Genomic DNA, 26,445 nt, shown 5'->3' with positions numbered 1-26,445 from the left:
GCAGCGTTCATAAGCCACTCACGGATTTATCCGAGCAAATCCTGTGAAATATCAGAAGATTCTTATAGGCTGCGTCCTCATTTTCAGATTCAGCCGTATTCCATACATCCCCCAAAAAACTTCCAATACACCTTGCCCAGAAAATAACAGAGAAAAATTAAAACACCCTTCTCACTTCAAATTCTGCGTTTTCTTAGAATTTCTCAAGACCAATCCAGGATTGCAAAGTATAAATCTCAAGGAAAATCAACTCAAAAGCCCAATCTCTGGAAGAACTTCCCGGCAGGCAAGAAGATTTCAGGCAGCGTATTGCGATGACAAATGAGCTATCAAATCGCGTGGAACAGAATCATTGCTCCGGCCAATGTGCATGCAAGCCTTCAACAAAGAAATTGGTAGATATGTCTTCAAACAATAATATGATCATATTAGTGGCAGTCTTGATCACCACTGCCTCGGCAATAGGCTTATATGTCTATCTAGATACCAACTCATCGGAGCCCATCAATCCGCAGACGGGTATGCTGGCAAGCGAACACAGGGCGCCATCTTCAACGGCGCAAGGCACTGCATCGGTCAGCATGGAGGAGCTTCTCGAAAAAAAGAAGCAAGCAGTTTTCAGCTACTCCAGGGAGGGAAACTTCCCTGACACTCGTGTTCGGCTGAAAAAGTCCTTCGACGAAAAAATCCTGACCGCAAACGAGTATTACGGTGAATTGGCCCATATGCTTTCAATCTCGGTGGACGCCCCTGCAAGTATCACCAAGGAAGTTCTGGAATCAGGAAATAAATATGGCCGTGATGTACTGCTGGGCAATCTAGGCAGCAATCTTGACCTGCCCAACAGCATCTCCGCATCCGAGAGGAATGCCATTTTCGACATGGTAAATGGCGCCAAGCCGGAATTGGGCGGTGGCATCCATGAACTGGGGTTTTCAGATGTCTTCAGATATGAGGATTGGCTGAAATCCCTCAAGACGTATGCTCCTGACGAAGCGATTTTTCATAAAACGCTTGAAAATCTTATTCAAACAAGGATGGCTGATCCCAGGGAAATGCTGGCGCTGCAGTCCGCGTTTCGGGACGAAAAATTCTTGAACCACATAGACCCAATCGCCCGCGAAAGATACTTGTTTTATATTTCGGGATACATCAAAAACTATCCAGGCAACAGCGTCGCCCAAAGCATCAACAAGGCAAAGCAGGATTATCTTGATGACATGAAGCGCTGATGCTGGCGGTGGATTGACTTGGATGACTTGGCGGCATGCCTGTATGTCACGACCACAACCACAGTCACCAGAACCAGACAACAGCGCTCACTCCACTCACTTATGCGGCCGCCGCCTCCGCACTGCGCCCCATCCCCAGATAGGTATCGATGATGCGCCGGTCATGCAGCAGCTCCCTGGCCGCGCCGCTGAGGGCCACGGCGCCCATCTCCAGCACGTAGGCACGGTCGGCCACCTTGAGGGCGGCGCGCGCGTTCTGCTCGACCAACAGCACCGAGACGCCGTGGTCGCGCAGGCCGGCCACGACCTGCAGCACCTCGCGCACGATCAGCGGCGCCAGGCCCAGCGAGGGCTCGTCCAGCAGCAGCAGGCGCGGGCGTGCCATCAGCGCGCGGCCGATGGCCAGCATCTGGCGCTCGCCGCCCGACAGGGTGGAGGCCATCTGCGGGCGCCGCTCCCTCAGGCGCGGGAAGATGGCAAAGACCTCGTCCATGCGCTGCGCCTGGTCGCGCAGGCCCCGGCGCCAGCGCGAGAAGCCGCCCAGCAGCAGGTTGTCCTCCACCGACATCTCGCCGAACAGCTCGCGCTTTTCGGGCACCAGGGCCACGCCGTTGGCCACCATGACCTCGACGCCGGGGCGTGCGATGCGCTTGCCGTCCAGATGGATCTCTCCGCGCGAGGGCAGCAGGCCCATGGCGGCCGACAGCAGCGTGGTCTTGCCCGCGCCGTTGGGGCCGATGACGGTGACGATCTCGCCGCTGCGCACATCCAGATCCACCTGGTGCACGGCCTCCACGGGACCGTAGGACACGCTCAGGCCCTTGAGCTGCAAAAGGGTGTCGCTCATGCCGTCTCTCCGGTTGCCTCGTCGTCGTCGCCGCCGCCCAGGTAGGCATCCAGCACGCGCTGGTTGACCTGGATCTGGGCCGGCGTGCCTTCGGCGATCACGGTGCCGAACTCCAGCACCGTGATGCGGTCCGCAAGATTCATGACGAACTCCATGTCGTGCTCGACGACGAGAATGCCCAGCCCCTCGGCGCGCAGCTGGCGCAGCAGGTCGGCCAGGGCCTGTTTTTCCAGATGGCGCAGGCCGGCGGCCGGCTCGTCCAGCAGCAGGGCCGCAGGCTGGCCGGCCAGGGCGCGTGCGATCTCCACGATGCGCTGCTGGCCCAGGGCCAGCGAGGCGGCCGGCACGTCGGCGAAGGCGCCCAGGCCGCAGCGCTCGATCTGGCGGCGCGCCTCGGCCAGCACCGATGCCTCCTCGGCCCGGTCCAGGCGCAGCATGGAGGCCAGCCAGCCCCGGTGCGCACGCCGGTGCGCGCCCACGGCCACGTTCTCCAGCACGCTGCGCTGGCCCAGCAGGCGCACATGCTGGAAGGTGCGGCCCAGGCCCAGGGCGGCAAAGCGGCGCGAGGGCGCATCGTTCATGGCCTGGTCCATGAAGCGCACCTGGCCCTCGGTGGGCGAGTCCACGCCCGAGATCATGTTGAAGAAAGTGCTCTTGCCCGCGCCGTTGGGGCCGATCAGCGCATGCACCTCGCCGGCCTTGAGCGTCATGGCCACATCGTTGTTGGCCACCAGGCCGCCAAAGCGCTTGGTCACATGCTCGGCCGCCAGCAGCACCTGGCCCGTAGCGGGCAGCGCGCGCTGCGCCAGCGGAGCCGCGTCCGCCAGCTTCAGATCGGACACGGGCCGGCGCACCCAGCGCGCCGTGAGCGCCTGCAGCGTGGGCCACAGGCCTTCTGCAAAGCGCTGCAGCACCAGCACCATCAGCAGGCCGAAGACGATGACCTCGAAGTTGCCGCTGGTGCCCAGCAGGGCCGGCAATATGTCCTGCAGCTTTTGCTTGACCAGGGTGATCAGCGTGGCACCCAGCACGGCGCCCCACAGGTGGCCGGCGCCGCCGACCACGGCCATGAACAGGTACTCGATGCCCACGTTCAGGTTGAAGGGAGCCGGGCTCACGAAGCGCTGCATGTGGGCGTAGAGCCAGCCCGACAGAGTGGCCAGCAAGGCCGCCAGCACGAAGAGCTTGACGCGGTAGTGCGCTGTGTCGATGCCCATGGATTCGGCCATAACGCGGCCGCCGCGCAGCGCGCGGATGGCCCGGCCCTCGCGCGAGTCCAGCAGGTTGTGCAGCAGCCACAGCGCCACCAGCAGCACGGCCCAGATCACCACGCCCATGGCGCGCGGCGAGGCCAGCGAGACGCCGCCGATCACCAGCGGCGCAATGCCCGTGATGCCGGTCTGCCCGCCCAGGAACTCCATGTTGCCGAACAGGTAGTACAGGCTCAGCCCCCAGGCGATGGTGCACAGCGGCAGGTAGTGGCCCTGCAGCTTGACCGTGACCGCGCCCAGCAGCCAGGCCACGACGAAGGTGATGAGCAGGCCCAGCGCCAGGCCCACCCAGGGCAGGCCCGCCGCGCCCACCAGCCCGCCCAGCGCGGCCACCGAGGCAGGCGCCGTGCACACCCAGGCCGTGGCATAGGCGCCGATGCCCACGAAGGCCGCCTGGCCGAACGAGGTCATGCCGCCCACGCCGGTCAGCATCACCAGGCCTGCGGCCACCATGGCGAACAGGCCGATGTAGCTGAGGATGACGACGGTGAAATCGGGCAGAAAGCCCCAGGACGCGGCCAGCAGCGCAATGGCGGCCACCGTGAGCACGCGCGTGCTGATGCCGCCCGAGGCGGCCTTGGCAGGCGCCGTGGCCTGCGAGGAAACGGGGGCGCTCATTCTTCTTCCTCCACATGGTGGCTATTGCGCGATCGCCACCACAGCACCGGGATGATCAGCGTGAACACCAGCACCTCCTTGTAGGCACTGGCCCAGAACGACGAGAAGGCCTCCAGCAGCCCGACCAGCAGCGCGCCGGCCAGGGCCAGCGGGTAGCTGGCCAGCCCGCCCACGATGGCGGCCACGAAGCCCTTGAGGCCGATCAGAAAGCCGGTGTCGTAGTACACCGTGGTCAGCGGCGCGATCAGCAGGCCGGAGATGGCGCCGATCAGCGCGGCCAGCGCAAAGCTCACGTCGCCGGCCATGGCCGTGGGAATGCCCATGAGGCGTGCGCCCACGCGGTTGATGGCCGTGGCGCGCAGCGCCTTGCCGATCATCGAGCGCTCGAAGAACACGAACAGCAGGGCCACCAGCACCAGGGTCACGCCCACCACCACCAGGGACTGGCCCGAGATCGTGATGTCGCCCAGGCGCAGCTGCGCCTGGGAAAACGCGGGGGTGCGCGAGCCTTCGGCACCGAAGAACAGCAGCCCCAGGCCGACCAGCACGCCGTGCATGGCCACCGAGACGATGAGCAGCATCAGCACCGAGGCATGGGCCAGCGGCCGGTAGGCCAGGCGGTACAGCAGCGGCCCCATGGGCGTGATCAGCACCAGGGTGGCCAGCGCCTGCAGCATCAGCGAGGACGGGCGCAGCCCCCAGGCCAGGGCCACGGCAATGGCCGGCAGCGCCAGGCACCACAGGAAGGTGGCGGGCCAGCTCACCTGGCTGCCCGCGCGCCAGCGCAGCAGGTCCACCACCAGCACGGCGGCGGCCAGGGCCAGCAGCAGCCACAGCGTGGTGGGCACGCGGCCGGCCTGCATCATGGCCAGGGTGAGCGCGCCGAAGGCGACGAACTCGCCCTGCGGAATGAAGATGATGCGGGTGACCGAGAACACCAGCACCAGGGCCAGCGCCATCAGGCCGTAGACGGCGCCGTTGACGATGCCGTCCTGCCCCAGCAGCAGGGCGATTTGCAGATCCATGATCGACTTTCGAGCAGGCGCGGCCGAGCGCCACAGCGGCCGCCGCCAGGTGCGGCAGCCGCTGCGGCCTCAGACCCGCAGGTTCAGGGCTGGTACTTCCAGGTGCCGTTCTCGATCTTGACCATGACGGCCGCGCGCTGGTCCAGGCCCAGGTGGTCGGTGGGCGTCATGTTGAAGATGCCGTGGGCGCCGGCCACGTCCTTGGTCTGCTCCAGCGCATCGCGCAGGGCGGCGCGGAACTCGGCCGTGCCGGGCTGGGCCTTCTTGAGCGCGGCGGGAATCGCCGCTTCGAGCACCCGGCCCGCATCCCAGGAATGCGCGCCAAAGGTCGATGCCGTGCCCTTGCCGTTGGCGGCCTCGTAGGCCTCCACATAGGAGACGGCAGACTTCTTGACCGGGTTGCTGTCGGGCAGCTGGTGGGCCACCAGCACGGGGCCGGCGGGCAGCAGCGTGCCTTCCACATCCTTGCCGCCCACACGCAGGAAGTCGGCATTGGCCACGCCGTGGGTCTGGTAGATCTTGCCCTGGTAGCCGCGCTCCTTGAGCGATTTCTGCGGCAGCGCGGCCGGCGTGCCCGAGCCTGCGATCAGCACCGCATCGGGCTTGGCGGACATGAGCTTGAGCGTCTGGCCCGTGACCGAGGTGTCGCTGCGCGAATAGGCCTCGGTGGCGGTGAGCTTGAGGCCCTTGGCCTCGGCCACCTTGCGGAACTCCTGCAGCCAGCTTTCACCGTAGGCGTCGTTGAAGCCGATGTAGCCCACGGTCTTGATGCCGGCCTTGGCCATGTGCTCGCCGATGGCGGCGGCCATCATGGCGTCGTGCTGGGGCGTCTTGAAGACCCAGAACTTCTTGGCATCCACGGGCTCGACGATCTTGGCCGAGGCGGCCAGCGTGATCATGGGCGTCTTGGCCTCGGAGACCACGTCCACCATGGCCAGCGAGTTGGGCGTGATGCTGGAGCCCAGGATGACATCGACCTTGCTCTCGCTGATCAGCTTGCGCGTGTTGGCCACGGCCGCCGTGGTGTCGGAGGCGTCGTCCAGGATGATGTAGTTGACCTTCTGGCCCGCCACCGTGCGCGGCATCAGTGCCACGGTGTTCTTCTCGGGAATGCCCAGGGAGGCCGCCGGTCCGGTGGCCGAGACCACCACGCCCACATTGATGTCGGCCAGGGCCGATCCCCAGACCGTGGCCAGGGTCGCGGCCAGCAGGCCCAGTTTCGTCAAACGCTTCATGTCTGTCTCCTTGTGTTGGATGGGGCGTGGCACCTTCAGGCGCCACAATTTACCGTGGTAACTATTTTTTTGCCAGCGGTTTGATGCCCGGGTTTGCCTGGGGTCTGCACGGCCGGCAGGCCTCCGAGGAACAGGTCGGCCACCACGGGGGCCATGGCCTCGTGGTCCAGCGAGCCGTCGGGCCGCAGCCAGGTGAACATCCAGTTCATCATCCCGAACAGCAGCATGGCCAGCGCCTTGGACAGGCCCGCGCCATCGGCGTCCGGCCGCAGCTGGGCCACCGCCTGGGCAAAGGTTTCGACCACGGCGCGCTCCTTGCCCAGCACGCGCTGGCGGTCGTCGTCCTGCAGGAAGCGCACGTCCTCGGTCAGCACGCGGTGGGCATGGCGGGCATGGGCGTATTCCTGCACGAAGCGCTCGATCAGCATGCGCAGCCGCGGCTCGGGCGGCAGGCCCATGGACTGCACTTCGTCCACCAGGGCCTGCAGCCGCGTCATGTGGCCGTCGGTGATGTCCACCAGCAGAGCGTACTTGTCGCGGAAGTAGTGGTAGATGGTGGGCTTGGACAGGCCGCAGGCCTGGGCCACCTCGTTCATCGAAGTGCCGGGGTAGCCGCTGCGCGCGAACAGCGCGGCGGCATGGCCCAGGATCAGTTCGCGCTGGTCGTCGTATCCGGAAGATCGGCCTCGGGCCATGGGACTCCTGTGCGCGCTCAGCGGCTGCGGTGATCGATCACGCGGCGGGCCTTGCCCACCAGGGTGCGCTCTATGGAATCGGGTCGCAGCACCTCGACCTCGGCGCTCACGCCGACCAGGGTCTTGATGCGCTGCTGCACCCACAGTGCCAGCGCCTCAATGTCGCCCTGCGTGCCCGGCTGCATCTCGCAGCGCACGGCCAGCCGGTCCAGGTTGCCGTCGCGCGTGACCACCAGTTGGTACTGGCCCGACAGCTGGGCGTTCTGCAGCACGATCTCCTCGATCTGCGTGGGAAACAGGTTCACGCCGCGAATGATGAGCATGTCGTCGCTGCGCCCCACGATCTTGCCCATGCGCCGGAAGCTGCGCGAGGTCGGCGCCAGCAGCCGGGTCAAATCCCGCGTGCGGTAGCGCACGATGGGCATGGCTTCCTTGCTCAACGACGTGAAGACCAGCTCGCCCTCGCTTCCATCGGGCAGCACCTCGCCCGTGTCCGGGTCGATGATCTCGGGATAGAAATGGTCTTCCCAGATCACCGGCCCGTCCTTGCTCTCCACGCATTCGCTGGCCACGCCCGGGCCCATGACTTCGGACAGGCCGTAGATGTCCACGGCATCCAGCCCCGCCTTGCCCTCGATCTCGCGGCGCATGGCCTCGGTCCAGGGCTCGGCGCCGAAGATGCCGATCTTCACGGAGCTTGCGCGCGGGTCCATCCCCTGGCGCTGCATCTCCTCCACGATCACCTGCATGTAGCTGGGCGTGACCATGATGATGTCGGGACGGAAATCCTGGATCAGCTGCACCTGCTTTTCGGTCTGCCCGCCCGACATGGGCACCACGGTGCAGCCCGCGCGCTCGGCACCGTAGTGCGCACCCAGGCCGCCCGTGAACAGGCCGTAGCCGTAGGCCACATGCACCATGTCGCCGGGCCGCCCGCCCGCTGCGCGGATGGAGCGCGCCACCAGGTTGGCCCAGTTGTCGATGTCATTCAACGTGTAGCCCACGACCGTGGGCTTGCCCGTGGTGCCCGAGGAGGCATGCACGCGCGCCACCTTCTGGCGCGGCACGGCGAACATGCCGAACGGGTAGTTCTCGCGCAGGTCCTTCTTGGTGGTGAAGGGAAAGCGGGCCAGGTCGGACAGCGTGCGCAGGTCGGACGGATGCACGCCCTTTTCGTCGAAGGCGCGGCGGTAGTGCGGCACGTTGTCATAGGCGTGCTGCAGCGACCAGCGCAGGCGCAGCAGCTGCAGCGAGGCGATCTCGTCGCGGCTGGCGGTTTCGATGGGGTCGAGGTCGCCGGGGGCGGGGCGCTGCAGGGACATGGCGGACCTCTTCAGACGGGCTCTGTCAGGCCGGGCACGGTGGGCCGGCCCTTGAAGCTGTGCGAGCGCCCACGGAACAGCGCGATCACTTCCTGGCGCTGGTTGGTGACCTGCACGTCATAGACGCCGGTGCGGCCTGCGCGCGAGACTTCGCGGGCCTGCGCGGTGAGCACGTCGCCGGGCCGGCCGGGCGCGACGAAGTCCACGCTCAGGCCCGAGGCCACCGTCATCTCGTTGCGCGCATTGCAGGCATAGGCAAAGGCCGTGTCGGCCAGCGCCGTGATGAAGCCGCCGTGGCAGATGTCGAAGCCGTTGAGCATGTCGTCGCGCACGGCCATCTCCATGCGCGCCGCGCCGGGGGCAATGTCCGTGATGCGCAGGCCCAGGCCTTGCGCGGCGCGGTCGCGCGCCAGCATGCCGTCGCGCACCTGCTCGGCCAGGCGCTGTGCGGCTTCGTCCGGGGTGTGGGTGTCTTGCATGGCGCCGCTCCTCAACGGTCCGAGAACACGGCAGCCCGCTTGCCCAAAAAGGCGGCCACGCCCTCCTGGTAGTCGTGGGCCGCGCCCAGCTGGCCCTGCTGGCGCGCCTCGCGCGTGAGCGCATGCTCGTAGTCCAGCAGTTGGGCCGAGTCCATGGCCTCCCGCGTGCGCGCCAGGGCCCGCACGGGCATGGCGGCCAGGCGCTGGGCCAGGGCCTGGGCCTCGCTGCGCAAATCGGCATCTTCCACGCAGCGCCAGATCAGGCCGATGCGTTCGGCCTCGGCCGCAGGCAGCTTGTCGCCCAGCAGCGCAAGGCCCAGGGCGCGCGCACGGCCCACCAGGCGCGGCAGCAGCCAGGTGCCGCCGCAATCGGGCACCAGGCCGATCTTGGCAAAGGCCTGGATGAAGCTGGCCGAGCGCGCGGCCAGCACCAGGTCGCAGGCCAGTGCGATATTGGCGCCCGCACCTGCGGCCACGCCATTGACGGCGGCCACCACGGGCACAGGCATGGACTTGAGCCGCAGGCACAGCGGCTGGTAGCGGCGCTCGATCAGGTCGCCCAGGTTCTGGTCGGGCGCGGCCTCGGGGTCGGACAGATCCTGGCCCGCGCAAAAGCCGCGCCCCGCGCCCGTGAGCACCACGCAGCGCACCGTGGCATCGCCGGCGGCCTGCTCCAGGGCCGAAAGCAGCTGCTCGTGCAGTTGCGCATTGAAGCTGTTGAGCGCGTCGGGGCGGTTCAGCACCAGGGTGCGGACGGCGTCTTGCTGCTCAACCAGAACCAGCGATGGGGGCATGAAAGTCTCCGTGGCCTGTCTGCCGTCTTTATGCGGCAGATCAAACATAATTTACCGAATGGTCGGTAAATGTTAGTCGCCAGACCCTTTCCACCACAAGCGCCCAGGCACCGAGGAAACCCCTAGGCCCCATGAAAAATGACCCCCACGCTGCCCCCCGAGGGGGCGTTTTTCATCTTGGGGCGGCCCGGCGATGAAAAAAGGCCCGCACGGGCCATTTTTCTTGAAGGTTCAGGGCTTGAAACCCGAGCGCTGCACCACCGGCGTCCACTGCGCGCGGTAGGCCTTGAGCATCTCGGCCGTCTGCGCGCTGCTGCTGGAGACCGGGGTGAGCCGGCTGGCCTCGAATTTCTGGCGCGTGTCGGGCTCCTTCATGATCTCCTGCACCATGCGCGACAGGCGCTCGGCAATGTCGGGCGCCATGCTCTGCGGCGCGAACAAGGTGTTCCAGCCCATGCCCGACAGGTTCAGGCCCGATTCCTTGAGCGTGGGAATGTCCGGCGCCATGGTGCTGCGGCGCTCGCCCGACACGGCCAGCACGCGGATCTTGCCGGCCTCGTGCTGGGGCAGCAGCACGTCGAAGGTGTCGATGGCCAGCGGCACCTGGCCACCCACCAGGTCGGTCAGCAGCGGGGCCGAGCCCTTGTAGCCCACGGTTTCGGTCCGGACCTTGGCGGCCTCGCCCAGCATCAGCGAGAAGAAGTGCGGCAGGCTGCCCGTGGCCGGCACGCCCACGTTGGCCTGCTGCGGATTGGCACGCAGCCAGGCCAGCAGGTGCGACAGCTGCCTGACGGGCACGGCACTGGCCACGGCCACGCCGAATTCGTAGCGATTGACCTCGCTGACCGGGCGGAAGTCCTTGTCGGGGTCGTAGCCCGAGTCGGGGAACACCAGGGGCGCCACCAGCATCACGGCCGGGTTGGCCAGCAGCAGCGCGGGCTGGGAGGCCGGCGCGTTCTTTACATACTGGGCCGACAGGCGGCCGCCCGCGCCGGGCTTGTTCTCCACCACCACGGGCGAGCCCACGCGCGCCTGCAGCTTGTCGGCCACGATGCGCGCCACGCGGTCGGTGGCGCCACCGGGCGGGTAGCCGACGACGATGCGCAGCGGCGCCTTGCCCGGAAACAGCGGCTCGGCCGCCGTGGCACTTCCAGCCAGCCAGCTGGCGGCCGAAACAGCCGGGGCCAGGGCCAGGATCTGGGTCAGGGTTCTTCGCTGCATCGCAAACTCTCTCCTTGCATGGACGGATTCCCGTGCGGAACGCACGCCGCACAATGTAGCGGCCTCAAAAAGCCCGTTGCCGCCGATATTGACCAGGGTTAACCCGAGGCAAGACGCCCTGCGCTGCTCGGGCATCGCGACAGCCTGGCGAAGCCGACTCGGCGACAATCGCCCACCATGAGTTTCGCCCCCCTGACCAACGACACCTTCCTGCGCGCCTGCCGGCGCCAGGCCACCGACTACACGCCGCTGTGGCTGATGCGCCAGGCGGGCCGCTATCTCCCCGAATACAAGGCCACGCGCGCCCGGGCCGGCAGCTTCATGGGTCTGGCCACCAACGTGGACTACGCCACCGAGGTCACGCTGCAGCCACTGGAGCGCTTCCCGCTGGACGCGGCCATCCTGTTCTCCGACATCCTGACCGTGCCCGACGCCATGGGCCTGGGCCTGTCCTTTGCCGAAGGCGAAGGCCCGCGCTTTGCCAAGGTGGTGCGCGACGAGGCCGCCGTGGCCGAGCTGGCCGTGCCCGACATGGACAAGCTGCGCTATGTGTTCGACGCCGTGACCAGCATCCGCCGCGCGCTCGATGGCCGCGTGCCGCTGATCGGTTTCTCGGGCAGCCCCTGGACCCTGGCCTGCTACATGGTCGAGGGCAAGGGCAGCGACGACTACCGCCTGGTCAAGAGCCTGATGTATGCGCGCCCCGACCTGATGCACCGCATCCTGTCCGTCAACGCCGACAGCGTGGCCGCCTACCTCAACGCCCAGATCGATGCGGGCGCCCAGGCCGTGATGGTGTTCGACAGCTGGGGCGGTGTGCTGGCCGACGGCGCCTTCCAGGAATTCAGCCTGGCCTATACCAAGCGCGTGCTGGCCGGACTCAAGCGCACGGGCGTCGATGGGCAGGACGTGCCGCGCATCGTCTTCACCAAGGGCGGCGGCATCTGGCTGCCCGACATGAAGGACCTGGACTGCGAGGTGCTGGGCCTGGACTGGACGGCCAACCTGGCCCGCGCCCGCGCCATCGTCGGCGGCGAGGTGGGCGGACCCGGCAAGGCGCTGCAGGGCAACATCGACCCCAATGTGCTGTTCGCACCGCCCGAGTGCGTGGCCGAGCAGGCACGCGCCGTGCTCGACAGCTTCGGCGCTCCGCACACCGACAGGACCACCACGGGCCCCACGCACATCTTCAACCTGGGCCACGGCATCAGCCAGTTCACGCCGCCCGAGCATGTGGCGGCCCTGGTGGAGACCGTGCACAGCCATTCGCGCGCCCTGCGCCAGCGCTGAGCGAGCCGCCTCCCCGCCCCCGCTTCTCCCGAACCCCAGGGCCGGACGCCAGCGCAGCGCCGGCCCCTGCCGGGGCCGCCAACGGCCCGGCAAGGCCCCGCTGTCCACAAGCCGGGTACCCGACAGCCGCTTGCTGCACAAGATGGCCACAGACCATCTTATGCACAGAAAAATCCGAGCGAGGCCCTAGGAGTTGCAGTTGTCATCCGCGCCTGCACGCCGGCGACATATCGATATAAGCCATTGTTTTTGAATAATTTTTTTGATAGCAACATTTTCAGCATGCACCAATTGGCAAGGCCGGATAAGCAGGTGCATGCCCATAGATCCGAATAATCCCCACAAAGTTATCCACAGAAATTGACGATATACCCAGAAACCCGCAGTCACCGGCCGGGGCGTCTGGTGTAGAACGCCGCACCCAGGTCCGGGGCAGCGCCAAAGGCTTATGCTTGGCGGCTTGGTTGCTGCAGGCCCTGCCGTGCGGCGCCCGCGTTTTCAGGCCCCGCTTTCCCCGCATTCGCATGTCCCTCCCCGCCCACACCGTCCATGTCGCCGTCCAGACGCCGGCGCACAGCGCCGTGGGCGAACTGCTGAGCTACACCTGCGACCAGCCCCTGGAGGCCGGCACCCTGGTGCGTGTGCCCCTGGGTCGCCGGGACCTGCTGGGCGTGGTCTGGGACGCCCCGCCCCGCCCCGCCGCCATGCCCGAAGGCGTGGAGCTGCGCCCCGTCGCCGCCGTGCTGCAGGGCATTGCGCCGCTGCCGGCCGCCTGGCGCCGGCTGGTGGCCTTCGCCGCCTACTACTACCAGCGCAGCGTGGGCGAAATCGCCGTGACGGCCCTGCCCCCGCAACTGCGCGAGATGACGGCCGAGCAACTGGCGCGCCGGCTCAGGCCGACCAAGGCCGCGGCGAAGAGAGCGGCCAAGGCTGCAAAAGAGGAACAGGCGCAACAGGCGCCTGGCACTGCGCCTGCATCAGCGCCTGCATCAGCGCTCGCACCGGCCCCGGCCGCCGCAGACATTCCCCCCATCGTCCTCAGCGCAGAGCAGGCCGACGTCTTCACGCAGATCGCCGCCCATCCCGGCCCCTTTCTGCTCTTCGGCAGCACGGGCAGCGGCAAGACCGAGGTCTATCTGAGAGCCACCCAGGCCGCGCTGGATGCCGACCCCGGCGCACAGGTACTGGTGATGGTGCCCGAGATCAACCTCACACCCCAGCTGGAGCAGCGCTTCACGGAGCGCTTCGCGCCGCAGTACGGCGCCGCCTGCGTGGTCAGCATGCACAGCGCAATGACCAACCCCCAGCGGCTCAAGAGCTGGCTGGCCGCGCACACCGGCGTGGCGCGCATCGTGCTGGGCACGCGCATGTCGGTCTTCGCCAGCCTGCCGGGCCTGTCGCTGATCGTGGTGGACGAGGAGCACGACGCCAGCTACAAGCAGCAGGAAGGCGCACGCTACTCGGCGCGCGACCTGGCCATCTGGCGCGCGCGCGATACCGGCGCCAAGGTCATCCTGGGCAGTGCCACGCCGTCGCTGGAGAGCTGGCACGCCAGCCGCCCGCCCAATGCCGACGAGCCGCAGGGCGGCCGCTACCTGCGCCTGCACATGCCCAGCCGCATCGGCGCGGCCGCCCTGCCGCGCGTGCGCCTGGTGGACATGGGCCAGCAGCCGCGCAAGGCCGTGTTCTCGCCGCCGCTGATCGATGCCATCACCGAGCGCGTGCAGCGCGGCGAGCAAAGCCTGGTGCTGCTCAACCGCCGCGGCTTCGCGCCCGTGCTGTTCTGCGCCGACTGCGGCTGGAAAAGCGACTGCCCGCACTGCAGCGCCCACCAGGTCTTCCATAAGGCCGACCGCACGCTGCGCTGCCACCACTGCGGCTACACCCAGCGCGTGCCCATGGCCTGCCCTGGCTGCGGCAATCCCGACATCCTGCCGCTGGGCAAGGGCACGGAGCAGCTGGAGGAAGAACTGGCCCGCCTGCTGCGCAATGTGCAGCGCCCCGACCGCGAGCCCGCCCGCGTGGCGCGCATCGACGCCGACACCACGCGCGCCAAGGGCGCGCTGGAGGAGCAACTGGCCCAGGTGCATGCGGGCGACATCGACGTGCTGGTGGGCACCCAGATGGTGGCCAAGGGCCATGACTTCCGGCGCATCACCCTGGTGGCCGCCGTGCAGCCCGACAGCGCTCTTTTCTCCAGCGACTACCGAGCGCCCGAGCGCCTGTTCAGCCTGCTGATGCAGGCCGCCGGCCGCGCAGGGCGCGACGCACACTACGTGGCCGCCCAGGGCAGCCACCCGGAGATGTGGATACAGACGCACGACCCGTCCCACCCCGTCTACACCGCGCTGCGCTCGCACGACTACCCGGCCTTCGCCGCGCGCCAGTTGCGCGAGCGGCGCGATGCGGGCATGCCGCCCTTCGCCTTCCAGGCCATCGTGCGGGCCGATGCGCGCACCCAGGAAGCCGCCCAGGCCTTCCTGGCCGCTGCGGCCGAGGCCGCCCGCCAGGCCGGCCTGCCCCATGTGGACGATGTCTTTCTCTACCCGCCCATTCCCATGTCCGTGCAGCGCGTGGCCAATGTGGAGCGCGCGCAGATGCTGATCGAGTCGACCCAGCGGCCCGCCCTGCTGCGCTTTCTCTGGGCCTGGCAGGCGCACCTGCACTGGATCAGGGCACAGCCCGGGCACCGCGCCCTGGTGCGCTGGCTGGTGGACGTGGACCCGCTGGCCATCTGAGCGTGGCACGGCCTTTGGAACGGCCCCAAAAAACCTCAAGCCTTTCAGGCCTTGGGCGCAATCCCGTAAAGCGTTCACCGCTCCTTTTTCGGAAGCGCTTTTAGCGTATTCGCAGCGCGGCTCCCATCGGGATTTGCGCTGATGCAGGCGGGGCATGTTTATTGCATCGTGCCGCATTCAGCCCACAAGGCTGGATCATTCAATGCCTTTCCAGGAGCGATACATGCCGTTCACCCCCTTCCGTATGACCTTGATGGCCGTCGCGCTTGCGCTGGCAGGCTGCGCGTCCCAGCCCGGCGCCAGCCAGGCCCCCGCAGCCGCAGCGCCCGCCACGGCGACCGCCCCTGCTCCCGCTCCCACCGCACAGGCCGGCAAGCCCAACGTGGTCGTCCTGGCCACGGGCGGCACCATTGCCGGCGCGGGCGCCAGCGCCGTCAACAGCGCCACCTACACGGCCGCCAAGGTGCCCGTGGACAAGCTGCTGGCCGGCCTGCCCGAGCTGAGCAACATCGCCAACGTGTCCGGCGAGCAGGTCTTCCAGATCGCCTCCGAGAGCTTCACCAACAAGGAACTGCTGACGCTGGCCCGCCGCGTCAACGAGCTGGCCAAGCAGCCCGGCGTGGACGGCATCGTCGTCACCCACGGCACGGACACGCTGGAGGAAACCGGCTACTTCCTGAACCTGGTGGTGCCCACCGACAAGCCCATCGTCATGGTCGGCTCCATGCGCCCCGGCACGGCCATCTCGGCCGACGGCGCGCTGAACCTGCTGGGCGCCGTGGCCACGGCCGCGTCCAAGGACTCGGCGGGCAAGGGCGTGCTGGTCAGCATGAACGACAACATCGACTCCGCGCGCGATGTCGCCAAGCTCACCAACATCAAGACCAATGCCTTCGCCAGCCAGTGGGGCCCGCTGGGCATGGTGGTCGAGGGCAAGACCTACTGGTTCCGCGCCCCCGTCAAGCGCCACACCAGGGGCAGCGAGTTCAACATCGAGCAGATCACCGACCTGCCCGCCGTGGACATCGTCTATGGCTACGGCAACGTGCCCGCCACGGCCATCGACGCGCTGGGCAAGGCCGGCGTCAAGGCCATCGTGCATGCAGGCACGGGCAATGGCTCGGTGGCCGACCGCATCGTGCCCAAGCTCAACGAACTGCGCCAAAAGGGCGTGATCGTGGTGCGCAGCTCGCGCGTGCCGGCCGGCTTCGTGCTGCGCAATGCCGAGCAGCCCGATGACAAGTACGACTGGGTCGTCGCCCATGACCTGAACCCGCAGAAGGCGCGCCTGCTGGCCGCCGTGGCCCTGACCAAGACGCAGGATACGAAGCAGTTGCAGCGCATCTTCTGGGAGTATTGATAGGTACCCCCTGAGGCGCTGGCGCGCCTTCCCCCTCTCTACCCGCTTCGCGGGGGAGGGGGACGACAGCCTCGCTGCGGGGCGGCCCTTGCTTGCTGTCCCTTGCTTTGGGCCTCGTCGGTTTTTGCAGCCTCGTCCCAAGCCCCGTTCGCGGGGCTTTTTCTATTGCCGCTTGCTAGTTCGATGTGAACAGCGGGGTGAGGGGGCCTTGGGCGATGTGGCAGTGCGCTTGTTCCAGGGCCTGGGCGAAGGCGTCGGAGCGCAGGTAGGCGTATTCGACGGCGCGCTGGGCGCCTATGGCGTCGCCCTGGACGGGGGCGGTGGCGGGGTGGCACATCATGAGGCTGCCGGGCTGCAACTGGGCCAGCCATTGGGCCATGTGACGGCCATAGCCTTCGGGCGTGGGCTGGTCGAAGGCGTAGACGCCGCCGAAGCCGTGGTTGAGCGGCACGCCCTGGCGGCGCAGGCGGCGGGTGGTGGTCCAGCCGCCCAGCAGGGCGATGATGGCGGCCTTGGGGTCGCGCCAGAGCTGGCCGGCCGGGGTGGTGGAGCGGACCCAGGGCAGGTCGTCGGCGTTGTCGCCATAGCGCTGGCGCAATTCCTGCACCAGTGCGGCGCGCACGCCGGGGAGCTGGTGCACGTGCTGGTGGCCGTCGATGAAGTCGGGGGCCATGCCCAGCGCGTCCTCGAAGGCGTCGAGCTGGCGGCGCCAGGCGTCGCGCATGGCGGCGCCGCCGAGTGCGCCGGCATAGGCGCGCGCGATCACGGCACCGATGCCGGCGGCGGGCTGCAGGCCGTGGCCTTCGGTCAGGTTGAAGTGCAGGCCCAGCGACAGGCGCGGGCGCAGCGCGGGCAGGCGCCTGGCGGCCTGCCTCCAGTGCGGCGAGGTGGTCATGCAGCTGGTGGCCGACAGCCGGCCCTGCAGCGTGAGCTGCTCCACGGCTTCATCGACCAGGGGGTGCAGCGCATAGTCGTCGGCGCACAGGACGACGGTTCTGGCCAAGGCCTTCTCCCCGTTGTTTCTGGCAGGTACGGTGTTCATGAGGATTCCTTGCGGCCGGGGGCCGCAAAGGCCCAGAACTTGGCGAAGACGAAGGTGCCCACCGCCACCAGCACCAGCACCAGGGCCAGGCTCCAGAAATAGTGCCAGTGCAGCCAGTGCAGGGCCACCCAGTACAGCAGCTCGTTGGCCACGAAGGAGGCGCAGGCCACGGCGAAGTACTTGCCGGCCACGGCCCAGCCTTGCGCCCCGGCCTGCACGAAGGTGAACAGCGCATGGCCGTTGTAGCTGACCATGAAGGCCACGAGAAAGGCCAGCACGTTGGCATGCAGCGGCGCCATGCCCACCCGTTGCACCAGCAGGGCGACCACGGCCAGGTGCGTGGCGGCCGCGCAGCCCCCTACCAGCACGAACTGCAGCGCCTGCGGCAGGCGGCGCAGCTGTGCGATCACGTCGTGCATGGCTAGTCCCGTGGCGCCAGCGGGCTGCGGTCTTCGTCGCGCGCCAGCAGGTAGGTGGGACGGCGCTTGACCTCGTCATAGATCCGGCCGATGTACTCGCCCAGGATGCCGATGGACATCAGCTGCACGCCCGAGAACAGCATGATGCTGGCCGCCAGCGTGGGCCAGCCGTCCAGCGGGTTGCCGAAGATCAGCGTCTCCATGGTGATCCACAGGCCGTATAGCAGGGCCGCCAGCGAGATGATCCCGCCCACCACGCTCCACACGCGCAGCGGCAAGGTGGTGAACGAGGTCAGACCCAGCAGGGCCAGCGAGCCCAGGCGCCGGAAATTGAAGCTGGACGCACCGGCCGTGCGGTCGGCCGGCACGAACGGCAGCGCCGCGGCCTTGAAGCCCACCCAGGCGTACAGGCCCTTCATGAAGCGGTGGCTCTCGGGCAGGGCCTTGAGCGCGTCGGCCACGCAGCGGTCCAGCCAGCGGAAGTCGCCGGCATTGGGCGGGATCTTCACCAGGTTGCCGGCATTCATGAGCCGGTAGAACAGGTTGGTGCCCACGCGCTTGGCGCCGCTTTCGGCGCCCCGGTCGGCGATCACGCCATAGACCATGTCGTAGCCGGACTGCCACAGCTCGCACATCTGGGGCAGCATCTCCAGCGGATGCTGGAAGTCGGCGTCGATCAGCACCACGGCGTTGCCGCGCGCATGGTCTATGCCGGCCGACAGCGCCGCCTCCTTGCCGAAGTTGCGCGACAGCGCCAGATAGCGCACGGGCAGTTCCTGGGCCATGCGCAGCGCGATCTCGTGCGTGGCGTCACGGCTGCCGTCGTTGACGACGATCAGCTCGTAGTCGGGCGTCAGCGTGCGCACCGTCGCGTCCAGGGCGCGCAGGAACGCCTCCAGGTTGCCCTCTTCATTGTGGGCTGGCACCACGCAGCTCAGCCGCAGCGGGGGGCGCGGCAGCATCCCCTTGGGAGCGGCCGGAGCAATGTCAGCATGCAATTCGGTCATAGGCCAGCATTGTCAGCGGGCTGGCTGCCCGCGCGCGGCAACACGTCAAAAACCGCATAGGCATAGGGACTGGGCCGAGGAAAACGCCAGCCCGAGCGTTGCACCGTGAGCACACGCGCCTCCTGCGGCAGGCCCAGCTTCGCCAGCCAGGCCTGCGCCTGCTGCTCGCAGTCGCGCGATTTCGCGGTCGGGCCGGGCTCGCTGGCCACCGGGCCGCGCGGGCACAGCAGCAGCCCGGGCTGCTGGCGCCAGTCCGGCAGCGCCAGCACGCGCGCATATTCGCTGTCGGGCAGGCCGGGAATGGTGCGCAGATGCGGCTGGGCATAGAAAGACAGCATGGCGTTTTCCGCCCAGTCGCCGCCCACCCACTGCAGCGGCTGCTGCGGGTGGCGCTGGTTCCAGGACAGCACGATGGCCTGCGCCGCATCGGCCGCGGGGCGGTAGTAGTCGGAGCTGCTCTTGCGCGCATTGCCCCAACCCGCGGCCACGCCAATCACCAGCACCACGGCCATGCTCGGCCACCAGGCGCGGCGCAGCGCGGCCAGGGCGGCCTGCGTCACGGCGGGCGCCTCGGCGTCCAGGTTGCGCAGCCACAGCAGCACGAAGGCATAGCCGATGGGAATGGCCCAGGGCGTGGACAGCTCCACCACGCCGGTGGCGCCAAAGCCCAGCGTCGCAAGCCAGGGCATGAGGGCCAGCCAGAACAGCGTGTCGCCGCGCCCCTGCCAGCACCAGCTGCGGCGCAGGAAACGCGCACTCCAGCGCAGCCAGCCGCCGCCTTGCTGGCGGGCCTGCATGAAGCCATACACCAGGCACACGGCCAGCCAGGCCGGCAGCCAGTAGAAGATGGGCGCCAGCGCAAAGCGCAGCACATAGCCCCACACCACCTGCCCGCCGCCCTGGTCCATGGCATAGCCCAGCGTCACCCACTGGTGGTGGGCAATCCAGGCCACATGCGGCGCCAGCGCCAGGCCAAAGGCTGCCAGCGCCACGTAGGGCCGGGGTGTGAGCAGCCACTGGCGCCCTTCACGCACCAGGAAGATGGGCAGCAGGAAACCGGCCAGGAACACGCCGCTGTAGTACTTGCTGAGCATGCAGGCGGCCGAGACCACGCCCAGCGCCACGCTGAAGGCCACGCCGCGCGCGCCCTTTTCCTGCCAGCTGGCCAGCAGCAGGGCCGCCGCCCAGGGCCACAGGGACAGCAGCTGGCTGTTGGCGTTGAACTTGCCGGCCAGCGTCGTATACGGAAAGCACCACAGCAACAGGGCCGCGCCCAGCGGCGCCAGGCGCGCCAGCCCCAGGCGCCTGCCCAGCACGTAGACGCCCCAGATGCCCACGCCCACATTGGCATAGGACAGCAGGCGATAAAAGCCGTCGTTCTGCGGGAACACCATGAACCACAGGCCGACCACCCAGGCGAAGAACGGCGGATGCTTGTGCGTGCCCAGCTGCAGCGGCTGGGCCCAGGCATAGTTCTCCAGCATGTCGTGGTAGCCGTCCAGATTGCCATTGGCCAGCCAGGACACCAGGGCCCAGAGCAGGCAGGCCAGCGTCACCATCCAGAGCAGGGCCGCGCCCGTGGGAACGCCTGCCGGGGCAGAGGGGGAGGATTTCATGCGATCCCGTCGAGGTGGTGAAAAAACATGGGCGGGATTGTAGTGAGCACCAGCATGCCCGTGCGCCCCGGGCCTGCCGCTCAGGTGTGCCCGGGCCTGCTCAGGTCATCAGCGCCACGGCGCCCGAGAAGCTCAGGAAGGCCAGCACCGTGGACACCAGGATGATGCGGGCCACGCGCCCGCCGTGCGCCCCGAAGCGCTCGGTCAGCAGCGAGACATTGCTGGCGCTGGGCAGCGCGGCCAGCAGCACCAGCGCCACAAAGGCCTCTTCGCCGAGCGGCAGGCCCAGCGCCATGGCCGCGCGGGCCACGGCCCAGACCAGCAGCGGGTGGACCAGCAGCTTGGCCAGCGCAATGGGCACGTAGTCGCGCGCGGCCACGCGCTCGTGGCTGTTCATCTGCGAGCGCGCCAGCACGGCGCCAATGGTGAACAGCGCCACGGGCGAGGCCGCGCCCGCCAGCATGGCCACGGTGCGGTCGATGGGGCCGGGCAGCGTCCAGCCTGCCGCCGAGGCCACGCCACCCAGCACGATGGCCCAGGGCATGGGATTGGCGGCCATGCCGGCAAACGCCCTGCGCAACGCCACGGACACACCATGCCCGCCCGGCAGCCCCAGGCGCGACAGCGCAATGCACAGCGAGGTGGTCACCACCATGTCGATGGCCATGGTGACGATGACCGGGCCTGCCGCACGCTCGCCCAGCAGCGCCACAAGCATGGGCACGCCCATGAAGCCGGTGTTGGGAAAGGCCGCCACCAGCGCGCCAAAGGCCGCATCGTTCCAGCCCACGCGCCGCACGGTCAGCGCCACGGTGGCGCCCACCATCAGCAGCGCGCACAGCAGGTAGACCACGGAGACGCCCACATCCAGCAGCTGGGCAATCGGCGTCTGCGCGCCAAAGCGGAACAGCATGCAGGGCAGCGCGAAATACAGCACGAAGGCATTGAGCCCCGGTATCGCCGCCTGCGGCAGCACGCCACGCCAGGTGGCCGCAAAGCCGCAGGCCACAAGCGCGAAGAAGGGGAAGGTGATCAGCAGGACGGACAGCACGCGGCGATTCTGGCAGCAAGCCGGTGCCGCTGCCGCGCGCCCGTGTCACCGCGCGGACGCCGGACGAAAAAAAACCTGCCGGAATCCGCATCCGGCAGGTCGGGCGTAAGCGCAACAAGCGCGGGCGCTTACAGCGCCAGGTCCTTCTCGACGTCCTGCACCTTGCGGCGGGCCAGCGCCAGATTGGAGCGGCTCTTGTCCAGCACCAGGTAGAAGAACACACCTTCATGGGCGGCCACGGGCCGGATGATGTGGTACTGGTGCGTCAGGGTGATCAGAATGTCGTCGATGGCGTCATCGAGCTTGAGCATGCGCATGGTCTTGAGCTTGGCGCGCACCACCTCCGTGTTGCCGGCAGCGGCCAGCTCCATGTCGAGGCCGGAGCCCACGCTGCCCATGAGCATGCCGCTGGTGCTGTCCACCAGGGCCGCGCACAGGGCGCCATCGATGCCCAGCAGGCCGTTCAGAGAATCATGTATCGAAGCCATATGCCACCTTTTCAAATAGCAAGGGCAGGCTGTGCGATGGACCACCGCGCCCGCTCCTCGGGGGAAGAAAACCAAACTTCTGCAGCGGATGCCGCGGATCAGGAACGGGACAGTTCGGAGGCCACTTCGCCCGCCGCCCACAGCGCGCGGCCCAGCAGGGCGCTTTGATCGACCACCATGCACAGGATGGCCGGCTGGTTGCCGGCCACGGCCTGGAAGAGGACGGTGCCCAGCTCGGTCTCGAAGGTCAGCCGCCGGCAGGACTTGTGGCCTATCTCGGTGGCCACGGCCCTGGCCATGGCCATGAGCGAGCCCGCCATGGCCGACAGGCGCTCCGTCGGCAGTTCGCTCCTGACCCGCAGGGAGGTGATCTCGAAGCCGTCAGGCGTGCACAGCAAGGCGATGTGCACGCCCTCCAGGGGTGCCACCACGCGGTGGAGCACATCGCTGCCAGCTTCGATCAGAGAGGGAGGAATCCGGGGAAGCGTTGGTGTCTTCATACCTGACTTTGCAAGGAAAGCAAGGAAACGAGCACCCCCAGCGCATCCAGCAACTGCTGCCGGTCACGGGGGTCCGCCTGGATGACAGGCACTATACCGTGACCTCTGTCCGCCAAGGCGCTGCTGAACGCTTCCTGCTGTTGCTCGCTGGCATCACGGCAACTGACCACCACCACCAGGGGCCCGGATTCCAGAGAGGCGATCTCGGCCAGGCACTGCGCCGCGTAGTCCGGTGCGCTGGCGTCGCAGACATCCACCATCAGCAGCACGCCCACCGAGGCATTGAGCACCCAGCGGCGCACGAAGTCGAAGCGTTCCTGCCCCGGGCTGCCCACCAGCTGCAGCCGCTCTCCACCGCCCAGGTCGATCTCGCCGAACTCGGCACCCACCGTGGTGAACTCCTTGGAATGGGAGGCCCGGTCCAGATTGGGCACATCCGCCGCCGCCATCAACGCGCCGCACAGGCTGCGCAGCGCCGTGGTCTTGCCTATGCCCATGGGGCCCACCAGGCTCACCCGTACCAACCCGGCAGCAGGCTGCGCGTTCATCCACAGGCTCATGCCACTCCTCCGCGCCGGATCCAGCCGGCCAGCTTCTGCACCCACTGGCGCGGCAGGCCGGCCACCGCGTCAGGCGCCTGTGCGCGGCTGCGGCGCAGCGGCGGGAGATCGTATTCGCGCGCGGGCCGCAGGCTGCACTCCAGCAGGCTGCGCAGCCGGGGATGGCGCAGCAGTTCGGCCACGGCGCGGGCCTGCATGCCGCTGTGCTCGCACAACAGGGCCACCTCCATGGGGCCACGGCACAGCATGGCCAGGGCACGCAGGCATTCGGAGTTGTTCCACGGCGCGGGCAGCGCCACCCAGGCCTTGAGCTGGAAGCGGTAGCGGCAGTCCACGCCCTGCTGCTGCAGATCGTCCAGCGCCCGCGCCAGCGTATGCGACGTCGCCACCTGCTGGCGCACCGTCCAGTCCATGAGGAAGACGGCCGCCCGGTCCAGCATGTCGATCAGGTCGGACAGCGTGAAATTCATGTCCAGATAGGTGGCCAGTCGCTGCTGCGTGCGCTCCAGGTGCTGTCCCTGGGGCACTCCACCCACGTAGACCACGCAGGGCATCCACCCTGCAGCCTCGGGCGCGGGCATGTTGCCATCCACGACCAGCACCTGGGCGCTGACCAGGGGCACCTGCCGCCAGCCGCGCAGCGACTTGCGGGACGCCACGGCGAACAATGCCTCAAAACGCTGCTTGAGCAGAGGAGACCACAGCTCGGCAGCCAGGCCGATCTCGTCTGTAGTGCGAGCCATCTTTGACACCTCACCGGATAGGAACTGAAATGGACAAACCAGATTCGCCCGTGACAGAACATCGGCGAAGACTGATATTTTGGATAGTTTTTACACATTACTCACTTGATTTAATGTGAACTTTTCTATTTAGACCAACGCCGCCACAGTACGGACCAGAGTGGCCGCGAGATTTGTCGCCGAATTCCAAGGGTGCTTACACATGGCCTGATGGCCTCGATCCCCGAAGCGGTATGCTCCCGCTTCCCTCACTTTCACGCCTTTCCCCGCGCAACGCACCCATGTCCGCAGGACTCAATCTGGCCCAGCTCCAGGCCGTCCACTACACCGAAGGCCCCTGCCTGGTTCTGGCCGGCGCGGGCTCGGGCAAGACACGCGTGATCACGCACAAGATCGGGCGCCTGATCGAGATGGGCATGGCGCCGCGCCGCATCGCGGCCATCACCTTCACCAACAAGGCCGCAGCCGAAATGCGCGAGCGCGCGGCCGGCCTCATCGGCCGCCAGGCCAAGGACGTGCTGGTGTGCACCTTCCACGCCCTGGGCGTGCGCATGGTGCGCGAGGACGGCCATGTGCTGGGCCTCAAGCCCCAGTTCAGCATCCTGGACGCCGACGACGTGACGGGCATCCTCAAGGACTGCTCGGGCGGCACCACCGACCTGGCCACGGCGCGCCAGTGGCAGTGGACCATCAGCAACTGGAAGAACGCCGGCTGGGACAGCCGCAAGGCCCTGGCCATGGCCCAGGACGACAACGAGCGCAGCACGGCGCTGATCATGCAGCGCTACGAAGAGCGCCTGACCGCCTACCAGAGCGTGGATTTCGACGACCTGATCGGCATGCCCATGCGCCTGCTCAAGAACCACATCGAGGTGCGCGAGAAATGGCAGCGCCTGCTGGGCCATGTGCTGGTGGACGAATACCAGGACACCAACGCCACGCAGTACGAGCTGCTCAAGATGCTGGTGGGCAGCCGCGCCCACTTCACCGCCGTGGGCGACGACGACCAGAGCATCTACGGCTGGCGCGGCGCCACGCTGGACAACCTCAAGAAGCTGCCGGTGGAGTTCCCGCAGCTCAAGGTGATCAAGCTGGAGCAGAACTACCGCTCCACCTCGGCCATCCTGCGCGCGGCCAACAACGTCATCCAGCCCAACCCCAAGCTCTATCCGAAGACGCTGTTCTCGGAGCTGGGCGAGGGCGAGCCCGTGCGCATCGTGGACTGCGACACCGAGGAGCACGAGGCCGAGCGCGCCGTCGCCCGTATCCAGAGCCTGCGCGCGGCCAGCAACCCGCCGCCGGACTGGAAGGATTTCGCCATCCTCTACCGCGCCAACCACCAGGCCAAGCCCTTCGAGAAGGCCTTGCGCAAGGCCAGCATTCCCTACAAGGTCTCGGGCGGCACCAGCTTCTTCGACCGCGCCGAGATCAAGGACCTGTGCGCCTGGTTCCGGCTGTGGATCAACAACGACGACGACCCCGCCTTCCTGCGCGCCATCGGCACGCCCAGGCGCGGCATAGGCCACACCACGCTGGGCAAGCTGGGCGAGTTTTCCTCGCAGCACAAGCTCAGCATGTTCGGCGCCCTGTTCGCGCACATGCTGGAAGCGGCCCTGCCCAAGAAGGCGCATGACAGCCTGCTGGAGTTCGGCCGCTACATCAACGACCTCGAGTACCGCGCCCGCCACACGCTGGGCGCCGAGCAGTCGCGCGGCTTCATGCTCGACTGGCTCAAGGAGATCGGCTACGAGCAGTACCTCTACGACAGCGAGGACAGCGAATCGGTCGCCGCCGCGCGCTGGAGCAACGTGCTGGAGTTCTGCGACTGGATGTCCCAGCGCGCCGGCGGCCAGATCGAGGATGCGGCGGGCACGACCACGCACACCGAGGTCAAGAGCCTGCTGGAAGTGGCGCGCAACATCGCCCTGCTGTCCACCATCAGCGAGCGCGAGAAGGAGCAGGACATGGTCATCCTGTCCACCCTGCATGCCTCCAAGGGCCTGGAATGGCCGCATGTGATGCTGGTGGGCGTGACCGAGGGCATGCTGCCCTTCAAGCTCGACGACGACAACGGCCGCCAGCAGAAGGTCAGCGACGAAACCGCCCAGCGCCTGCAGGAAGAGCGCCGCCTCATGTACGTGGGCATCACGCGCGCCCGGCGCTCGCTGGCCGTGAGCTGGACCAAGCGCCGCAAGAAGGGGCGCGAGATGGTCTCCACCCTGCCCAGCCGCTTCATCAAGGAAATGGGCCTGGACGCCGCCACCTCGCGCGAGGACCCGCGCGAGAAGCTGCGCCAGCTGCGCGCAGAGTTCGCCCTCAAGGCACAGCAGTCCACGCCCGCCGACTCCTGATTCCAGAAAGACACCGCATGCGTTTTTACCGCCCCGTTCTCAGCCTGGCGCTGGTGGCCGTGACCACCGCCTGCTCCAGCACGGACCTGCAGACCACCACCCGGCCCACCCTCCAGGCCGCGCCCAAGGCCGCCCGCGCTGCCACCGCCCTGCCACACGCCCCATGCCCCGGCGACGAGGAGATGAAGGACAGCCAGCTGCAGGGCGAATGGACGGGAACCGTCGAAGGCCAGTCCCAGCCCGTGCGCCTGCAGCTGGGGCCGCACCCCCAGTGGAAGGGCAACGTCAAGGGCACGATCGCGCGCGGCGCAGACACCCGCCCCATGGTCGGCGACGTGGCCGATGACCACATCACGCTGGAAGAAAGCGCCGACGGCAAGCGCATCACCGCCACCTGGCTGGGCGATGTCGTCGAAGGCAGCTGCGCCCGCGAGATCCGCGGCAACTTCATCGAAGGCGACGATGCGGCGCCCCGGCCCTTCGTGCTGCGCAAGCTCGCGCCGTGACCGGCCCCCGAGCCTGCACACGAGCCCCCTGCTCC

24 protein-coding genes are annotated in these 26,445 nt (G+C 67.7%); 6 read left to right on the top strand and 18 right to left on the bottom strand.

The genetic code is table 11. The features are described 5' to 3' along the window. Positions 1-401: 401 nt before the first annotated feature. The gene (locus IB269_RS26855) at positions 402-1,232 is read left to right on the top strand and encodes a hypothetical protein (protein ID WP_225614311.1); all 831 of its coding nucleotides are present in this window, start codon (positions 402-404) and stop codon (positions 1,230-1,232) included. 100 nt (positions 1,233-1,332) lie between these two features. Here IB269_RS26855 and IB269_RS26850 read toward each other — a convergent pair whose 3' ends face one another. The 9 genes from IB269_RS26850 to IB269_RS26810 form a co-directional block, all read right to left on the bottom strand. Further along, positions 1,333-2,079 carry an ABC transporter ATP-binding protein gene (locus IB269_RS26850; protein WP_026062564.1) on the bottom strand — a complete coding sequence of 249 codons (747 nt, stop codon included), beginning with the start codon at positions 2,077-2,079 and terminating at the stop codon, positions 1,333-1,335. Further along, positions 2,076-3,968: an ABC transporter permease subunit gene (locus IB269_RS26845; RefSeq protein WP_043824331.1), complete on the bottom strand. Its 1,893-nt coding sequence runs from the start codon at positions 3,966-3,968 to the stop codon at positions 2,076-2,078. Before IB269_RS26845 ends, IB269_RS26850 begins: the two co-directional genes overlap by 4 nt. Beyond that, a complete protein-coding gene (locus tag IB269_RS26840) occupies positions 3,965-4,993 on the bottom strand; it encodes a branched-chain amino acid ABC transporter permease (RefSeq protein WP_192368746.1) in 1,029 nt (342 codons plus the stop codon). The genes IB269_RS26845 and IB269_RS26840 overlap by 4 nt, the downstream gene beginning before the upstream one ends. 83 nt (positions 4,994-5,076) lie before the next feature. Then, entirely contained in the window at positions 5,077-6,228 is a 1,152-nt protein-coding gene (locus IB269_RS26835; protein WP_012202504.1) for an ABC transporter substrate-binding protein, read from the bottom strand. 35 nt (positions 6,229-6,263) lie between these two features. Further along, positions 6,264-6,923 carry a TetR/AcrR family transcriptional regulator gene (locus tag IB269_RS26830; RefSeq protein ID WP_063327653.1) on the bottom strand — a complete coding sequence of 220 codons (660 nt, stop codon included), beginning with the start codon at positions 6,921-6,923 and terminating at the stop codon, positions 6,264-6,266. A 17-nt stretch (positions 6,924-6,940) separates the two neighbouring features. Beyond that, complete coding sequence (gene paaK / locus IB269_RS26825; RefSeq protein WP_192368745.1) at positions 6,941-8,245, bottom strand: phenylacetate--CoA ligase PaaK; 1,305 nt, start codon at positions 8,243-8,245, stop codon at positions 6,941-6,943. An 11-nt stretch (positions 8,246-8,256) separates the two neighbouring features. Continuing rightward, the gene (gene paaI, locus IB269_RS26820) at positions 8,257-8,724 is read right to left on the bottom strand and encodes a hydroxyphenylacetyl-CoA thioesterase PaaI (protein WP_192368744.1); all 468 of its coding nucleotides are present in this window, start codon (positions 8,722-8,724) and stop codon (positions 8,257-8,259) included. A gap of 11 nt (positions 8,725-8,735) precedes the next feature. Then, the gene (locus IB269_RS26815) at positions 8,736-9,518 is read right to left on the bottom strand and encodes an enoyl-CoA hydratase-related protein (protein WP_012202500.1); all 783 of its coding nucleotides are present in this window, start codon (positions 9,516-9,518) and stop codon (positions 8,736-8,738) included. A 231-nt stretch (positions 9,519-9,749) separates the two neighbouring features. Then, positions 9,750-10,739 (bottom strand): tripartite tricarboxylate transporter substrate-binding protein, encoded by a 990-nt coding sequence (locus IB269_RS26810; protein WP_013800318.1) that lies wholly within the window; start codon positions 10,737-10,739, stop codon positions 9,750-9,752. A gap of 177 nt (positions 10,740-10,916) precedes the next feature. On the opposite strand from IB269_RS26810, the gene hemE reads away from it, so the two are divergent. From hemE to IB269_RS26795, 3 genes are all read left to right on the top strand, one after another. Next, positions 10,917-12,029, top strand: coding sequence for a uroporphyrinogen decarboxylase (hemE, locus tag IB269_RS26805; RefSeq protein ID WP_192368743.1), 1,113 nt, complete (start codon positions 10,917-10,919; stop codon positions 12,027-12,029). Between the two features lie 524 nt (positions 12,030-12,553). Then, entirely contained in the window at positions 12,554-14,767 is a 2,214-nt protein-coding gene (gene priA / locus IB269_RS26800) for a primosomal protein N' (protein WP_192368742.1), read from the top strand. 223 nt (positions 14,768-14,990) lie between these two features. Further along, the gene (locus IB269_RS26795; protein WP_043824343.1) at positions 14,991-16,127 is read left to right on the top strand and encodes an asparaginase; all 1,137 of its coding nucleotides are present in this window, start codon (positions 14,991-14,993) and stop codon (positions 16,125-16,127) included. Between the two features lie 175 nt (positions 16,128-16,302). On the opposite strand, the gene IB269_RS26790 is transcribed toward IB269_RS26795, so the two are convergent. From IB269_RS26790 to IB269_RS26750, 9 genes are all read right to left on the bottom strand, one after another. Then, complete coding sequence (locus IB269_RS26790; protein ID WP_192368741.1) at positions 16,303-17,169, bottom strand: ChbG/HpnK family deacetylase; 867 nt, start codon at positions 17,167-17,169, stop codon at positions 16,303-16,305. Continuing rightward, positions 17,166-17,588 (bottom strand): GtrA family protein, encoded by a 423-nt coding sequence (locus IB269_RS26785; protein WP_192368740.1) that lies wholly within the window; start codon positions 17,586-17,588, stop codon positions 17,166-17,168. The genes IB269_RS26790 and IB269_RS26785 overlap by 4 nt, the downstream gene beginning before the upstream one ends. 2 nt (positions 17,589-17,590) lie before the next feature. Next, complete coding sequence (locus tag IB269_RS26780; protein WP_012202493.1) at positions 17,591-18,595, bottom strand: glycosyltransferase family 2 protein; 1,005 nt, start codon at positions 18,593-18,595, stop codon at positions 17,591-17,593. Beyond that, on the bottom strand, positions 18,592-20,211 hold the full coding sequence (locus tag IB269_RS26775) for a glycosyltransferase family 39 protein (protein WP_180318614.1): 1,620 nt from the start codon (positions 20,209-20,211) through the stop codon (positions 18,592-18,594). The genes IB269_RS26780 and IB269_RS26775 overlap by 4 nt, the downstream gene beginning before the upstream one ends. A gap of 100 nt (positions 20,212-20,311) precedes the next feature. Beyond that, a complete protein-coding gene (locus IB269_RS26770) occupies positions 20,312-21,262 on the bottom strand; it encodes an AEC family transporter (RefSeq protein ID WP_012202491.1) in 951 nt (316 codons plus the stop codon). A 128-nt stretch (positions 21,263-21,390) separates the two neighbouring features. Beyond that, positions 21,391-21,750 (bottom strand): hypothetical protein, encoded by a 360-nt coding sequence (locus tag IB269_RS26765; protein WP_012202490.1) that lies wholly within the window; start codon positions 21,748-21,750, stop codon positions 21,391-21,393. A 98-nt stretch (positions 21,751-21,848) separates the two neighbouring features. Beyond that, the gene (locus IB269_RS26760) at positions 21,849-22,250 is read right to left on the bottom strand and encodes a roadblock/LC7 domain-containing protein (protein ID WP_012202489.1); all 402 of its coding nucleotides are present in this window, start codon (positions 22,248-22,250) and stop codon (positions 21,849-21,851) included. Then, positions 22,247-22,810 carry a GTP-binding protein gene (locus tag IB269_RS26755; RefSeq protein WP_043824315.1) on the bottom strand — a complete coding sequence of 188 codons (564 nt, stop codon included), beginning with the start codon at positions 22,808-22,810 and terminating at the stop codon, positions 22,247-22,249. Before IB269_RS26755 ends, IB269_RS26760 begins: the two co-directional genes overlap by 4 nt. Then, positions 22,807-23,553, bottom strand: coding sequence for a hypothetical protein (locus tag IB269_RS26750; RefSeq protein ID WP_065347380.1), 747 nt, complete (start codon positions 23,551-23,553; stop codon positions 22,807-22,809). The genes IB269_RS26755 and IB269_RS26750 overlap by 4 nt, the downstream gene beginning before the upstream one ends. A 281-nt stretch (positions 23,554-23,834) precedes the next feature. On the opposite strand from IB269_RS26750, the gene IB269_RS26745 reads away from it, so the two are divergent. Both IB269_RS26745 and IB269_RS26740 read left to right on the top strand, forming a co-directional pair. Beyond that, positions 23,835-25,904 (top strand): ATP-dependent helicase, encoded by a 2,070-nt coding sequence (locus IB269_RS26745; protein ID WP_013800309.1) that lies wholly within the window; start codon positions 23,835-23,837, stop codon positions 25,902-25,904. Between the two features lie 17 nt (positions 25,905-25,921). Further along, the gene (locus tag IB269_RS26740; protein ID WP_013800308.1) at positions 25,922-26,410 is read left to right on the top strand and encodes a hypothetical protein; all 489 of its coding nucleotides are present in this window, start codon (positions 25,922-25,924) and stop codon (positions 26,408-26,410) included. Positions 26,411-26,445: the final 35 nt, after the last annotated feature.

Source organism: Delftia sp. DLF01 (assembly GCF_014852125.1).
GTDB classification, from domain to species: Bacteria; Pseudomonadota; Gammaproteobacteria; order Burkholderiales; family Burkholderiaceae_C; genus Comamonas; species Comamonas acidovorans.
The sequence above is the reverse complement of the archived record's forward strand: the minus strand, read 5'-3'. Positions and strand labels throughout refer to the sequence as shown.